The following is a 13,663-nucleotide window of genomic DNA, read 5'->3' on the forward strand; positions in this document are numbered from 1 at the left end:
GGCAAAAGAAAAGCCCCGCTGGCTGGCGGGGCTTTGAAATTGTGTTCCCGTTGTCGGTCTTAGAAAGAGTATGTCACCCGCAGACCAGCACCAATTGCGCTGTTGTCTTCGAAGAAAGCACCATCGGTGTCAGGAGCAAGCGGGTTCTCGACGACAGCATCGCCGATCATCACGTAGGTGATACCGCCGGTCAGTTTCAGGTTCTCCTGAACCTGATATGTCCCGCCCAGACCCACGCTTGTGAAACCATCGGTTGGCCCGAGGTTGCCGGAATACCCACCAGTTGCCGCTTCATAGCCAACTGTTGCAAAGCCCGAGAAGACATCGCTGAAGCGACGGCCAACGCCAAGCGTATAGGTCACCGTATCATCATCGTAGGACAGCAGAGACGCACCTGCGTTCGCGCCCGCATAGCCTGCCGGTGTGAATGCAAACGACGACCACTCGGCCCAGCGGATTGTACCGAAGACGAGCGTATCTTCAGCGACACCAGACTGGAAATCGAGGTTCACCGACTGTGGCGAGCTGAAAGATGTTGTTGTCGCAAGAACGCCGTTCTCGAGTGTTTCCTGCTCGTGATCGATCGCGCTGTTGTAAGTCAGGGCGACGCGGAATGCGATCTCAGGGATCTCGTAAGCCGCACCGACGACATAACCTGTGCCGGTGGTGCTTTCTGTTTCAAGCTCATAGGGACCGGCTGGAATTTCGACTGCGGATTTGATGGACTGATAACGCAGACCGCCATACACGCTTGCATTTTCGTTCAGCTGGTACTTCACCAGACCTGTAACTGCGAAGCTGTCAACGCTGGCAGTTGCGCCTTGGGCGAAATAGTTTGTGCCAACTGGGTAATCAACATCGCCGCCAAATGGCTGATCAATGATGACTGCGATCGAGGTCGTGTCTGACAGCTCGTTCTTGTAGCCGAAGCCGAGGTTGAAATAGCTTGGCGACATATCTTCGGAGTCAAAGCCGCCCAGCAGTGGAATGGCTGTGCCGGATACAGTCGGGCTTGCCCCACCAAAGGAAAGCTGGATCACATCGCCATCTTCCCACAAGATACCTACGCCTTGGCCGGAACGATCCAGGCCGCCCGCAGTTGCAATACTCGTTGTCAGCAGCAGGGCCGCGCCCGCTGTCAGTACGTTCTTCATGTCCTCATCCCTGTCATGAATAAAAAGTGTGCGGCGACACTACGGATTGCCTAAGCTTTAGGTCAATTATTGACGCCACGGCATTTGCAAAGTTGAGTCGTAGCGTCACAAAAACGCTATATCTCAACCAATTGGACGTTTTGTCTGTCAGGCAGACTTCTGCCGCATGGCGAATGTGATGTTGAGGTAGTTTGCCGCGAAGATCAGTGCCGCGCCCACAAATACCAGAACTTCCAACGGCTCATCGTAAAGCAACATACCGACCACCGCGATCGTCGGAAGCCGCACGAAATCAATCGGCATGACAACACTGGCGGGCGCGATCTTGAGAGCATTGGTCAGACAGAAATGCGCCATTAATCCCGCGAAGCCGATCAGGATCACCCACGGTGCATTTGCAAGCGATGGCACGGCGATGTCGCCGTCATAGCCAGCACAGATCAGGCCAAAGACGGCTTGCATGGTGGTGAGGTAGAACAGAATCGTCGTGATCGTCTCGGTCCGGGTCAGAAGCCTTGTGAAGATCGCAGTGATTGCAAAAAATACCGCGCAGCTTGCCGCCGCGATCAACCCGATATTGATGTTCGCAGGATCTGGCCGTGTGACAATCAGAATGCCGAGAAACCCGATCAAAGCGCTGATCAGCCCGACAGCAGTCAACCGTTCCTTCAGGATCAGCGGCGACAGCAGGATCACCCAGATCGGCGTTGTGAACTCCAGCGCGAAAACCTGAGCAAGCGGGATCATCGTGATTGCGTAAAACCACAGGTTCTGTCCTGCAAAATGACAGATGTTGCGCGTGGCGTGCAGCCCAAGTCGGTTGCGCCCGACCTCCTTCAATGTGCCCATATACCAGGCAACCGCGACCACAACCACGATGCCAGTCAGGCTGCGAAAGAGCATGATTTCGAACGTATCAAGCTCGATACTGACTGTGCGGCCTGCGATGGCCATCAGGGTGAAAGAAGTGATCGCGCCCACCATCCAGAGGGCGGCTTGCAAAGTGGTGTTCATGAGGGCAGTTGCCACCGCCTCAACCTGTTTGGCAAGCACATTCGCGCTAGGTCGATGAGCGGAGGTGTAACATGAGACTTCTTTATGTGTTGATCATCGTTGTTTTGGGTGGGCCAGCGACTGCTGACGTGGCACAGCGGGTGGCGGCAGTTGCCGATGCATCATTTGCGCGTATGCCTCAACAGGTCACGGCAGATCGCATCGCAGGTCAGTGCGGCGCTGATGAAACGGTGCACCCCACAGTCGCATACTGCACCAGCCAGAACCGGATTTATGTTTCAGCAGGATCGGTCGAGCCGCCGTTCCTGAGCTACCTCGTGGCACATGTTTACGGACATGCAGTGCAGGTTCAGCATGGGGTTGCCGATGTTGCCTTGCGCACAATTCGCGCGCGCCCCGAAGATGAAGCAATGTTACGTGGGTGGGTCGAGCGTCAGGTAGATTGCATTGCGGGATTCGTCTTGGCGCAGGCCGACCTGCCACTTCCCGATCTGACAACCTATGTCACAGATGATCCATTCGACCGTCCGCACTGGGGGCGCAGCCCATTGTCGCGCGGGCCGCATTTGCCCATCCCTGTGTCGGACCGGATGCGATGGTTGAAAACGGGTTATGAACGGGGTCTAAGTGCTTGCGCTGTCGGTGAATTTGACGCCTCGCTCCTGCTGGCTGCGCAGCGCAACTAGCGTCCTATTCCCACTCAATCGTTCCGGGCGGCTTGCTGGTGATGTCGTAAGTGACACGGTTGATCCCCTGCACCTCATTGATGATCCGCGTCGCGGTTTCGCCAAGGAATTCGTGTGTGAAAGGATAGTAATCGGCGGTCATGCCATCCACGGATGTCACCGCGCGCAACGCACAGGCGTAGTCATATGTCCGGCCATCGCCCATCACACCGACGGTTCGCACAGGCAGGATCGCCACGAAAGCTTGCCAGATATCGTCATAAAGGCCGTGTCTGCGGATCTGATCAATGTAGACCGCGTCAGCTTTGCGCAGGATCTCCAGCTTCTCGCGTGTGATTTCACCAGGGCAGCGAATGGCGAGGCCAGGTCCGGGGAACGGGTGGCGTCCGATGAAGGATTTCGGCAAGCCCAGTTCAACACCAAGCGCGCGTACCTCGTCTTTGAAAAGTTCGCGCAAAGGCTCAACCAGTTTGAGCCCCATCTTTTCCGGCAGACCGCCAACATTGTGGTGGCTTTTGATCGTGACCGAAGGACCGCCGGAAAAACTGACGCTTTCAATGACGTCAGGGTAGAGCGTGCCCTGCGCCAGATATTCGGCGCCTTCGATGCCATTGGCGTATTTCTGAAACACATCAATGAACAGGCGGCCGATGATCTTGCGCTTTGTCTCGGGGTCACTGACGCCTTCGAGTTCGCCTAGGAAGAGCTCGGATTCGTCGGCGTGGATCACCTTGAGGTTCATGTGATCGCGGAACATGCCAACGACCTCTTCTGCCTCATTGAGGCGCAGCAAACCGTGATCGACAAAGACGCAGGTCAACTGATCGCCAATCGCCTCATGCAAAAGTGCCGCCGCAACGGAGCTATCGACCCCACCTGACAGAGCGCAAATGACATGGGCGTCACCGACTTGTTCCTTGATCGCCGCAATTGCCTGCTCGCGATAGGCACCCATCGTCCAATCGCCAGAGAAACCGGCGATGCGCACGAAGTTTTCATAGAGCTTCAGACCGTTTGGCGTGTGGTGGACTTCGGGGTGAAACTGGACGGCATAAAAATTCCTCGCAACGTCAGCCGTCACCGCAAAAGGTGCATTTGGCGATGTTCCGTAAACCTCAAAACCCGGAGCAATTTCAGAGACATGGTCGCCATGGCTCATCCAGACTTGTTCTCGGTCTGTTGCGAACCAGCCCTCCAGAAGTGACAGCTTGCCTTTTGGCGTCACATAAGCCCGCCCGAACTCTGCCGTGCCTTCACCGCTGACGACCTTGCCACCCAATTGCGTCATCATCGTCTGCTGGCCATAGCAGATGCCCAGGACAGGCACGCCCATGTCCCAAAGTGTCTCGGGTGCGCGGGGTGATCCTTCGCGGGTGACGCTGTCAGGGCCACCAGACAGGATCACGGCCCGCGGGGCAAAGTCCGCCAGAAAGCCGTCAGTCACGTTCTGATAGGGGTGAATTTCACAGTAGACATTCAGCTCGCGCAGGCGGCGGGCGATGAGTTGCGTGACCTGACTTCCGAAGTCGATGATCAGCAGGCGTTCATGCGTGTTCTGTTCCATGCCGCACCCGTAAAGCGCAGTGGGTTTAAGCGCAAGAGGTCGGTCGCATTGCGACTGACGCGCATCGACCTGATGGAAATTCAGAAGTTGATATTCACCCCAAGGCGCACGGCCAGAAAATCGCCGTCGGCCTGAAAATCAGCCGTCTCTTCGTCGTTTGTACCAAAGGTCAAAGCCCCGAGATCGTAGAACCCGACCTCGCCGAAAATGGTCGTGGACGGGCTTGTGATACGTTCTGCGCCGATGGCGTAAGTCAAGCCGCTTGCGGTGGAGCTGCCTTCCTGAGGGCTGTTCTCGATGCCGCCTTCGACCGCGGCGAGGGCCAAGCCGCCAGCCCCGTAAACCATTGTGCGCGTGTCAACGAGGTATCCGAATTTTGCGCGCAGCGTTGCCATTGCCGTAATGGCGACGGTGCAATCTCCTGTGGTGCATTCCCACGTCGCGCCAGTCGTACCTTGATCGGTGGCACCGCTTGGGCCTGTCGTGATAGCTGCATCAACACCAACGACGGTCTGACCGTTTTGTATCTGAAAACCAGCATGACCGCCAAAGATCAGACCGCCTACGTCGACGTCGAGCCCGGGCTGGTCGAGGTCAGGCACGCCTTGGGTGTAGGTGCCAATTCCCACACCAGCGGAAGCACCATAGTAGGCACCATCCCAATTCTGTGCAGCGGCGCCTTGCGCCACGATGCACGCCAGAGCGGTCGCAGCCGCGCTCAATAGATTTTGTCCCGACATGGTGTGTTCCCCCTTCACCCACGTTTGTGTTGGTCGCACGCTAACCCTCTGCCGTGCTGGGGGAAAGCAAATTTCATCAATGTCGTTTTCGCGCCTGAAGGGACGCAAACTCTGCACGGCGGTATCATGCTGGGGTGTATCACTTGCCTCAAAATTAGGGACGCCTCGAAAAACAGGAGTTTGGCATGTCTGACACAGCAGTACGCACAGGGCGTCGCGCGCGGGGCGGAGGTGGCGCAGCACGCCGCGCAGAGCGAACAGCGGTCAGTGTCGAAACTGCGAAGTATATCGAACGCAATGTGCCGAACTTCGAAGTGCTCACCGAAGAAGCGTTGGATATCATTGAAGCGAATGCCGAAACGGTGTTGGCCGAAATCGGTGTCAATTTCGTTGACAATCCTGACGCCTTGGCGCTTTGGAAAGACGCCGGCGCTGTAATCGAAGGGGAGCGAGTGCGTATTCCGCGTGGGCTTGCGCGCAAGCTTTGTTCAACCGCCCCTTCGGAATACACCCAACATGCACGCAATCCCGAGCGGTCGGTTGTCGTGGGTGGCAAGAACCTTGTTCTGGCCCCTGTCTATGGACCGCCCTTTGTACGGGACGCAGAAGGCGGACGCCGCTATGCGACGATGGCGGATTTCGAGAAATTCGTAAAGCTGGGCTATATGTCAAAGTGGTTGCATCACTCAGGTGGGACAGTTTGCGAACCAACAGATGTGCCTGTGAACAAGCGACATCTGGATATGTTGCTGACGCATATGATCTATTCCGACAAACCTTTTATGGGGTCAGTGACCGAGCCAAGCCGCGCGCAAGACAGTATCGAGATGTGTGAAATCCTGTTCGGCAAGGAATTTGTCCAGGAAAACACCGTCATGACCTCGCTGATCAACATCAACTCTCCATTGACGTTCGACAGCATCATGATGGGCGCGCTTGAGGTCTATGCACGCAATAATCAGGCGTCAATCATCAGTCCGTTTATCGTTGGCGGTGCGATGGCACCTGTGTCAGTGGCCGGGACCTTGACGCAAGTGATGGCTGAGGTGCTGGCTGGCGTCGCGTACAGCCAGCTCATCCGCCCGGGTGCGCCTGTGATTTTCGGAACATTTGTCACATCCATTGATATGAACTCTGGTGCGCCGACTTTCGGTACGCCAGAGGCGTCACACATCACCTACGGGGCAGGGCAGCTTGCCCGCCGTCTGGGCCTGCCATATCGGTCGGCTGGATCGTTCTGCGGCTCGAAGCTTCCTGACGCACAGGCCGCTTATGAGACGGCCAACAGCCTGCAGATGGGTTTGCTTTCGGGTGTGAACTTCATGCTGCACAGCTGCGGCTGGCTTGAAGGCGGGCTTGTCGCCTCCTTTGAAAAGTTTGTCATGGATGCCGATCAGCTTGGCACCTTGCACCACTTTGCCAAAGGTGTGGACCTGTCTGAAAACGGGCAAGCCATGGGTGCGATTGCAGAGGTCGGACCGGGTGGTCACTATCTTGGCTGTGAGCACACACAGGCGAATTTCAAAACAGCCTTCTGGCGGTCTGATCTGTTCGACTACAAGCCGTTTGAGACTTGGGATGAAGAAGGCGCGCGCGATACGCAGGTGCTGGCATCGGCACGGGTCAAGAAATTGTTGGACACATACCAGCAACCGCCTCTCGATCCTGAAATCGAGGCACGGTTGCGGGCGTATGTGGCTGAGAAGAAAGCCAGCATGCCGGATGCATTCACCTAAAGTCTGTTCTGCGCAGCCCGCATGATGCGGACTTCTCCCAAGAGGGCGATCAGGACGTCAACGTGGTGGGCGGGCCGGTAGTGGCCCGCCTTTTCTTTGCGGTGGGCTTCGAGTTCGGCTTCTTTTCCTAAGAGCGCCATGACTGCGGCGGCTGGCCGTGGCAGGTCCATCTGACCCAAGATTCGTGGCAGATGACTATCGCGGCGATAGCTATCCACGCCAAATCGCGCCGCTTGCGCCAGCAGCTTTGGGCGTTCAAGCAATTTCAATTGTGTCTCCAGGTCAAGCATTCCTACGGTCCTCCATCGGGGTTACCTATGGAACAGTGACACAAGCTAGGCGTGTGTTGCGCCAAGCGTGACAGGTCAGAACGCTCTGCTCACTGTTGTTTAGGTTTTGGAAAGAATGGTTGACGGGTCAAAGACCTCATTAACCCTTAGGTAACGATACACGCTCAGGTAGAGTTAATCCTTTGTGAATGGGACATGGCATGGACAAAGGCTGAGAGTAACTGAGAGGGAACAACACATGACTTGCTTGGGAAACACAACGGGGTCGCAAGGATTGCCGGGTTGGGTGCCCGAAGCAGCGTGCAATTATCTCGCGCACACAGAAGGCGGGATCTCAATCCGGGCCGTTGCCCGGCAGCGCGATGTGCATCCGTCTACCGTGTTGCGACAGGTGCGCCGGTTTGAAAGTCGCCGGGATGATCCGCTCGTTGACGCAGCACTGCAGGATTTGTCTGCGCAGGTTGCGAGAAACGCGCGGGCCTTGCGTGCGAAGGCAGATCAGGTCACCGAGCGGCACGTCACCCAAGAAGCCAAGCGCGTTTTGCGCCGCTTGGCTGAACCACATGCCGTTTTGGCTGTCGCACTTGAAATGGAGACGGCTGTCGTTGTGCGTCAGTCCGATGATGGCGGGCAAGTGCGCACGGCTACGGTGACGCGCGACATTGCACAGGCTTTGGCGCTCAAAGAATGGATCACCTGTGCAGAGCCTGATGCGCGCATCGTCCGTTACACGATCACGAACGCAGGGCGTGCCGAATTCCGGCGTCTCATGGCGATGGATGAAAACCGCGCCGCTGCCCAAGGCGCAGGTGAGGCGCTGGCGGAAGAAGATTGGGATACAATCGATTTGGCTTCGGTCGGTCGGTCCATGGCGCGCCAATGCGCATCAGAAAGCCCGCTCGTCGCGCTGTCACGTCGTCGCTCAAGCAGCGGTGACCCGTTTCTGACGCGTGAACTGGTTGCGGTAGGGGAGCGGTTGCGCGAGGACTTTGAACTTGTGGATTTGGGGCGGCACGGCCTGCAAGAGTGGCAAGCCCTTCTGTCAGGTGCGCCGACCAAGTTGGAAAGTGTCTCGCAAGGGGCGCAAGCGGCGCTCGACCGTGTGAAAGCCGCTCTGCAGGACCTCGGGCCGGGGCTTGGCGATGTTGCCCTGCGGTGCTGCTGTTTTCTGGAAGGGCTGGAACACACAGAGAAGGCGATGGGCTGGTCAGCCAGATCCGGCAAGATCGTTCTGCGGATCGCACTTGAGCGGCTCAAGCGGCACTATGCGCAGACCTACGGCCAATTTGGTCCGATGATCGGCTAGCAGGATGCGGCATGCATCCATTGCAGTCCCGTCATGCGCGGCAACCAGTCCATTGGACAAGCCTCATGTGAAACGTTAGGTAAGCTGCAACAACTCGGAGCAGATCATGCCGACACGCGACCTGAAAATTCCTGCGCAGCGTCACCCCGAAAAGCAGCGCCGTCCGGATGCACCGCAACCCAAGAAACCAGATTGGATTCGCGTCAAAGCGCCTGTCTCAGAGGGTTACAAGGAAACGCATAAGATCATGCGTGAGAACAAGCTGGTCACCGTCTGCGAAGAGGCCGGCTGTCCGAACGTTGGCGAATGCTGGTCACAAGGCCATGCCACCATGATGATCATGGGCGAGGTGTGCACGCGTGCCTGCACCTTCTGCAATATCGCAACTGGTAAGCCGCCAGAGGCTCTCGACGTTTTTGAACCCGGTCGCGTTGCCGATGCGGTGAAGAAGCTTGGCCTGAACCACGTCGTCATTACGTCTGTTGATCGTGACGATATCGAGGATGGCGGTGCAGAGCATTTTGCGCAAACCATTAGAGCCATTCGCCGCCAGTCGCCATCGACCACAATCGAAATCCTGACACCCGATTTTATCCGGTGTGACCCGTCGGTTCTGGAAGTGGTCGTGAAGGCGAAACCTGATGTGTTCAATCACAACCTCGAAACAGTGCCCGGTCTTTATCCGCAGGTCCGTCCGGGTGCGCGCTACTTCCACTCCTTGCGTCTTTTGCAGCGTGTGAAAGAGATCGACCCATCGATGTTTACGAAATCGGGTATCATGGTGGGCTTGGGTGAAGACAAGCAGGCTGTCGTTCAGGTCATGGAAGATATGCGGGCGGCCGATATCGATTTCCTGACAATCGGGCAGTATCTGCAGCCAACTCCGAAACACCACAAGGTGGACCGGTTCGTGACGCCGGAAGAATTCAAGACCTACGAAAAAACAGCCTACAACAAAGGGTTCCTGATGGTTTCAGCTACGCCGTTGACCCGCTCGTCATACCACGCCGGTGATGACTTTGCGCGGCTCCGCGCTGCCCGTCAGGAAAAGCTGGGTCAGGGTTAATTTTCAACCTGTGGTACGGCTTTGAGGTAGACGGCAATCGCTTCGCGGTCTTCGTCGCTCAATCGGCTTGTGTTGCGAATGACGGCAGCCATTGAGCCGCCCGCAACATCAAAGGCCGGGGTGAAACCGCTCAGAAGATATTCCGAGATTTCCCCGACACTCCAGGTCAAGGCGGCTGGCGTGATATTGGGGATCTGCCCTTCGCCGGAGGGGTTTGGCGCGCCGGCCATCCAACGGGCGTGATCGAGGGCACCCAGGGCATTGCGCGGTGTGTGGCACTCCGCACAGTGGCCAAGCGCCTCGACCAGATAACGACCGCGCTCCATCTGCACGCTATCTGCAGCCAGCACCCAATCTTCGTTCAGGTAAAGCAGCTTCCACGCGCCAATGCCTGCACGCAGGTTGTAGGGGAAACTGAGCCTGTGGGCCTCTGATGGACGGTCGGAACCGGGCAGGGTGCGCATGTAGGTGATAAGATCAAGAACATCCTGCGGCGCCGCCTTGTTATAGGCGGTGTAGGGAAACGCAGGGTAGAGGTGACGGGTGTCTTTTCCGACACCGGCCATGATCGCTGATGCAAGCTCAAGGTCAGACCACCTGCCAACACCGTGTTCAGGGTCGTTCGAGATGTTTGGAGCAAAAAACGTCCCGTAAGGCGTGTCAAAGGCCCTGCCACCTGCAACAAGGGACGACGGATCATTCGGGTCTGCATGACACGATGCGCAGCCGGCAGCGGCGAATATAGTCTCACCAGCATCAGGATTCCCGATGAGCCCTGCAAAGCGATCTGGGTCGATCGGCTGCGGGCGGGTGAAAAACCAGCCTGCAGCCGCCCCAATCAGGACAAGAGCTATGATCGGGAAGACACGCATTGTTCCGTGAGTGAAGCGCGTGTTTAGTTACGCGGAGCGCGGTAGGCTTCGTGGCATGATCCGCAGCTTTGACCGACAGCGCCAAATGCCGCCCGCATCGCATCGAGACCGTCACCTGCCACAGATGCAAGCGCAACAGTCGCCGTGGCAAGCCCCTGCATCTCAGCATCAAACCCATCCGGATCGGACCAGATTTCGGCTTTGGCACGATTGCCGCCAACACCCGTGTCTGTTCCTTCCAGCCAGTAACGGTCCTGCGACATGCTCGCCAGGGCAGCAAGGTTTGCCGCCGCGGCCGCTGCAACGTCTGCATCATATGGCAACCGTTCCTGCGCCATCGCGCCCAATGGCCCGAGGTTGAATCCAAGCAATCCCATATGCGACTGACGGGCCGCGATTGCGCGTTCCTGATCCTGAGACAAATGTCCGTCTGCAAAAGCAGGTGTCACCATCGCGATGATCATGCTGCAAACGGCTGGAGTAAAAATCTTCTTCTTCATCGAAATATCCTTTCGCAAAGCCAAGCCCTGCTTGGATATTAGCGCGAAAAGAGGTGCGGTCAAATGACGCAGGCGTCAGTTATCGTCTGGCGTTCACGCGCTCTGGCGTGAGCCAGTCCGGCCAGCCCCAGACGGCTTCGATGCCGGCAAGAAGGAGGCAAAAAGCAACGATTCCGAACACAAGTTTGATTTTCGCATGCGAGGGCGGGTTTTGCGCCCATCGCTTCATCATCACGAACCATCGCGGGCTCAGCACGAATTGTCATCCGTAAACCGGACGTTGCCGATGAAAGGCAGGTTGCGGTTGCGTTGCGCAAAGTCGATGCCGTAGCCCACCACAAATTCGTCAGGGATTTCAAATCCTGTCCAGTCTGCCTTGAAATCGACTTCGCGTCTGGCGGGCTTATCAAGAAGCGCAATCGACTTGAGCCTCGCAGGCTTACGGTTCAGCAGAAACTTTGTGACATGCGCAAGGGTGTGGCCTGTATCGACGATATCCTCGACCACCAGAACATCGCGCCCTTCGATCTGGCCGCGCAGGTCTTTCAGGATGCGGACCTCGCGGCTGCTTTCCATGCCGTCGCCGTAGGATGAAGCCTCCAGAAAATCGACCTCAACTGGCAGATCCAACTCGCGCACCAGATCGGCGATAAAGACAAATGATCCGCGCAACAGACCCACGACGACCAGTTTGTTGGTGTCTGAGAACTCCGACCCGATTTCTGTCGCGAGGTCTTCGATCCGGGCGGCAATCGCCTTTGCGCTGATCATGGTGTCAATGACATAGGGGCGGTGCGACATCGGAGCCTCGGCAATGGGTTGATTTCTTGAGCGCATTCTACGACATGAGGCAGTGAAGTCACCCGTGAAAGGCCCCAATGCCAAGCCATTCCGAAACCAAGTTCCTGCCTTACACTGCGCAACAGATGTTTGATCTGGTCGCAGATGTCGGCAGTTACCCGCAGTTCCTGCCTTGGACGGCCGCCGCGCGCGTGCGCAGCGTTACTGACAAAGGTGACCACGATGAGATGCTCGCGGATCTTGTGATTTCATTCAAAGTCTTCAGAGAACGGTTTGGCAGCCGTGTCTTGCTGTGGCACGAGAAAAAGCAGATCGATACGGCATATCTTGATGGTCCTGTCCGGCATCTGGAAAGTCAGTGGAACTTCCGCGATGTCGACGGCGGATGTGAGGTCTCATTCGAAGTCGACTTCGAGTTCAAAAGCAGACTGTTGCAAGGTGCAGCCGGTATGTTTTTCAACGAAGCGATGCAGCGTGTCGTGCGATCATTCGAGCGTCGCGCGGCAGAGCTTTACGGCTGACTGAGCGCCTTTTGCTATCGTCGGAGCCTCCGGCGGGAGTATTTTTGGCAAAATGATGGGCGGGGCCGCGCATTGGCCGCCCCGCTGAAACCAACCTTAGCTGTTCATTTCGTAGGCGCGTTCGCCATGGACGCTGAGGTCAAGACCGGTGGCCTCGGTTTCATCATCCACGCGCAAAGGGGTGATCGCCTTTACGATAAAGATCAGTACCGTCGTCACGACGATTGTGTAGATGCCGACAATCGCAAGGCTGCCGAGTTGTGCCGCCCATGCGCCAGCGCCGAAGACGGCAATCATGATGGTTCCGAAGATCCCGCCGACACCGTGAACTGCAAAGACGTCAAGCGTGTCATCGACCCGTGCTTTGTTGCGGATGAGGTTCACAGCTTCCTGACAGAGGATGCCCGCGACGCTGCCGATGATCAGCGCCTCGACCGGACCCACAAAGCCCGACGCGGGCGTAATCGATGCGAGACCTGCAATCGTGCCTGTGACCATCCCGACAAGCGAGGCCTTCCCGAATTTGATGCGTTCCCAAAGCGCCCATGTCAGGGATGCGGCAGCCGCAGAGATATGTGTCACTGTCAGCGCCATTGCAGCACCACCGTCAGCGGCAAGTTGCGAGCCACCGTTAAAGCCGAACCAGCCGACCCAGAGCATTGCGGCCCCGATCATCACCATGCCCGGATTGTGCGGCGGTTTGCTGTTGTCACGACGGGCGCCAAGAAAGATCGCGAGGATCAACGCCGCAAGCCCGGCAGTTTCGTGCACCACAATACCGCCTGCGAAATCGCGGACACCGACCTCGCCAAAGATCCCACCGTCGGCGAGCATCCCGCCGCCCCAGACCCAATGCACAACCGGTGCGTAGCAAAGCAGCATCCAGAGGGCGGAGAAGAGCAGAACAAATCCGAATCCGATCCGCTCAACATAGGCGCCCACGATCAGCGCGGGCGTGATGATCGCAAATGTCATCTGAAAGGCAAAGAACAGCACTTCAGGCAATGTGCCAGACAGGGTGTCGGCTGTGACGCCAGCAAGGAACATCTTGTCCAGTCCGCCCCAAAGTCCGCTCTCACCGCTGCCGAAGGCAATTGAGTAGCCAACGGCGAACCACAGAACGCTCATCAAACAGGCAATTGCATAGCAATGCATAAAGACGCTCAGCACATTGCGTGCGCGGACGAGCCCCCCATAGAAAAGTGCCAGCCCCGGCAATGTCATAAACAGCACAAGTGCCGTTGCCACGATGATCCAGGCGGTATCCGCTCCGTTCATGTCGCGTCCTTTCGTCTTCAGATTTGCATTGCAGGCTTAAGGCCGGATTCGCCGCGCTGTTAAAACGCGCAAAAGCAGGCAACACCTGCTGAAATGCTAGGCGCTCGTGAATTTGATGAAAAAATGTGCGCTACT

14 protein-coding genes are annotated in these 13,663 nt (G+C 57.1%); 5 read left to right on the forward strand and 9 right to left on the reverse strand.

Annotated features, from left to right (window positions below):
- Positions 1-59: 59 nt before the first annotated feature.
- Positions 60-1,154: an outer membrane protein transport protein gene (locus tag BM316_RS05690; protein WP_090205082.1), complete on the reverse strand. Its 1,095-nt coding sequence runs from the start codon at positions 1,152-1,154 to the stop codon at positions 60-62.
- Positions 1,155-1,301: 147 nt separating this feature from the next.
- Positions 1,302-2,168 (reverse strand): DMT family transporter, encoded by an 867-nt coding sequence (locus BM316_RS05695; RefSeq protein WP_090207611.1) that lies wholly within the window; start codon positions 2,166-2,168, stop codon positions 1,302-1,304.
- 71 nt (positions 2,169-2,239) lie between these two features.
- Between BM316_RS05695 and BM316_RS05700 the strand changes: the two genes are divergently transcribed.
- Complete coding sequence (locus tag BM316_RS05700; RefSeq protein ID WP_090205085.1) at positions 2,240-2,854, forward strand: hypothetical protein; 615 nt, start codon at positions 2,240-2,242, stop codon at positions 2,852-2,854.
- Between the two features lie 4 nt (positions 2,855-2,858).
- On the opposite strand, the gene guaA is transcribed toward BM316_RS05700, so the two are convergent.
- Entirely contained in the window at positions 2,859-4,418 is a 1,560-nt protein-coding gene (gene guaA / locus BM316_RS05705; RefSeq protein ID WP_090205087.1) for a glutamine-hydrolyzing GMP synthase, read from the reverse strand.
- Positions 4,419-4,498: 80 nt separating this feature from the next.
- Positions 4,499-5,158 (reverse strand): outer membrane protein, encoded by a 660-nt coding sequence (locus tag BM316_RS05710; protein ID WP_090205089.1) that lies wholly within the window; start codon positions 5,156-5,158, stop codon positions 4,499-4,501.
- Between the two features lie 185 nt (positions 5,159-5,343).
- On the opposite strand from BM316_RS05710, the gene BM316_RS05715 reads away from it, so the two are divergent.
- Positions 5,344-6,894, forward strand: a complete 1,551-nt coding sequence (locus BM316_RS05715; RefSeq protein ID WP_090205091.1) for a trimethylamine methyltransferase family protein — start codon at positions 5,344-5,346, stop codon at positions 6,892-6,894.
- On the opposite strand, the gene BM316_RS05720 is transcribed toward BM316_RS05715, so the two are convergent.
- Positions 6,891-7,184, reverse strand: coding sequence for a DUF6477 family protein (locus BM316_RS05720; RefSeq protein WP_090205094.1), 294 nt, complete (start codon positions 7,182-7,184; stop codon positions 6,891-6,893). The genes BM316_RS05715 and BM316_RS05720 overlap by 4 nt on opposite strands.
- 238 nt (positions 7,185-7,422) lie before the next feature.
- Between BM316_RS05720 and BM316_RS05725 the strand changes: the two genes are divergently transcribed.
- Together BM316_RS05725 and lipA are read left to right on the forward strand one after the other, a co-directional pair.
- A complete protein-coding gene (locus BM316_RS05725; RefSeq protein ID WP_090205097.1) occupies positions 7,423-8,490 on the forward strand; it encodes a DUF6456 domain-containing protein in 1,068 nt (355 codons plus the stop codon).
- 106 nt (positions 8,491-8,596) lie between these two features.
- Positions 8,597-9,556 carry a lipoyl synthase gene (lipA, locus tag BM316_RS05730; protein WP_090205100.1) on the forward strand — a complete coding sequence of 320 codons (960 nt, stop codon included), beginning with the start codon at positions 8,597-8,599 and terminating at the stop codon, positions 9,554-9,556.
- On the opposite strand, the gene BM316_RS05735 is transcribed toward lipA, so the two are convergent.
- From BM316_RS05735 to hpt, 3 genes are all read right to left on the reverse strand, one after another.
- Positions 9,553-10,428, reverse strand: coding sequence for a c-type cytochrome (locus BM316_RS05735; protein ID WP_090205103.1), 876 nt, complete (start codon positions 10,426-10,428; stop codon positions 9,553-9,555). The two genes, lipA and BM316_RS05735, sit on opposite strands and share 4 nt — an antisense overlap.
- A 23-nt stretch (positions 10,429-10,451) precedes the next feature.
- Positions 10,452-10,928 (reverse strand): c-type cytochrome, encoded by a 477-nt coding sequence (locus BM316_RS05740; protein ID WP_090205106.1) that lies wholly within the window; start codon positions 10,926-10,928, stop codon positions 10,452-10,454.
- A gap of 249 nt (positions 10,929-11,177) precedes the next feature.
- Entirely contained in the window at positions 11,178-11,729 is a 552-nt protein-coding gene (gene hpt / locus BM316_RS05745; protein WP_090207614.1) for a hypoxanthine phosphoribosyltransferase, read from the reverse strand.
- A gap of 77 nt (positions 11,730-11,806) precedes the next feature.
- On the opposite strand from hpt, the gene BM316_RS05750 reads away from it, so the two are divergent.
- The gene (locus BM316_RS05750; RefSeq protein ID WP_090205109.1) at positions 11,807-12,250 is read left to right on the forward strand and encodes a type II toxin-antitoxin system RatA family toxin; all 444 of its coding nucleotides are present in this window, start codon (positions 11,807-11,809) and stop codon (positions 12,248-12,250) included.
- A gap of 96 nt (positions 12,251-12,346) precedes the next feature.
- On the opposite strand, the gene BM316_RS05755 is transcribed toward BM316_RS05750, so the two are convergent.
- On the reverse strand, positions 12,347-13,528 hold the full coding sequence (locus tag BM316_RS05755) for an ammonium transporter (RefSeq protein WP_090205111.1): 1,182 nt from the start codon (positions 13,526-13,528) through the stop codon (positions 12,347-12,349).
- Positions 13,529-13,663 lie beyond the last annotated feature (135 nt).

Source organism: Yoonia litorea (genome assembly GCF_900114675.1).
GTDB classification, from domain to species: Bacteria; Pseudomonadota; Alphaproteobacteria; order Rhodobacterales; family Rhodobacteraceae; genus Yoonia; species Yoonia litorea.

Coding starts and splice junctions, on each gene's coding strand:
- BM316_RS05690 (WP_090205082.1), bottom strand. CDS start 1,154: ATGAAGAACGTACTGACAGCGGGCGCGGCCCTGCTGCTGACAACGAGT.
- BM316_RS05695 (WP_090207611.1), bottom strand. CDS start 2,168: ATGAACACCACTTTGCAAGCCGCCCTCTGGATGGTGGGCGCGATCACT.
- BM316_RS05700 (WP_090205085.1), top strand. CDS start 2,240: ATGAGACTTCTTTATGTGTTGATCATCGTTGTTTTGGGTGGGCCAGCG.
- guaA (WP_090205087.1), bottom strand. CDS start 4,418: ATGGAACAGAACACGCATGAACGCCTGCTGATCATCGACTTCGGAAGT.
- BM316_RS05710 (WP_090205089.1), bottom strand. CDS start 5,158: ATGTCGGGACAAAATCTATTGAGCGCGGCTGCGACCGCTCTGGCGTGC.
- BM316_RS05715 (WP_090205091.1), top strand. CDS start 5,344: ATGTCTGACACAGCAGTACGCACAGGGCGTCGCGCGCGGGGCGGAGGT.
- BM316_RS05720 (WP_090205094.1), bottom strand. CDS start 7,184: ATGCTTGACCTGGAGACACAATTGAAATTGCTTGAACGCCCAAAGCTG.
- BM316_RS05725 (WP_090205097.1), top strand. CDS start 7,423: ATGACTTGCTTGGGAAACACAACGGGGTCGCAAGGATTGCCGGGTTGG.
- lipA (WP_090205100.1), top strand. CDS start 8,597: ATGCCGACACGCGACCTGAAAATTCCTGCGCAGCGTCACCCCGAAAAG.
- BM316_RS05735 (WP_090205103.1), bottom strand. CDS start 10,428: ATGCGTGTCTTCCCGATCATAGCTCTTGTCCTGATTGGGGCGGCTGCA.
- BM316_RS05740 (WP_090205106.1), bottom strand. CDS start 10,928: ATGAAGAAGAAGATTTTTACTCCAGCCGTTTGCAGCATGATCATCGCG.
- hpt (WP_090207614.1), bottom strand. CDS start 11,729: ATGTCGCACCGCCCCTATGTCATTGACACCATGATCAGCGCAAAGGCG.
- BM316_RS05750 (WP_090205109.1), top strand. CDS start 11,807: ATGCCAAGCCATTCCGAAACCAAGTTCCTGCCTTACACTGCGCAACAG.
- BM316_RS05755 (WP_090205111.1), bottom strand. CDS start 13,528: ATGAACGGAGCGGATACCGCCTGGATCATCGTGGCAACGGCACTTGTG.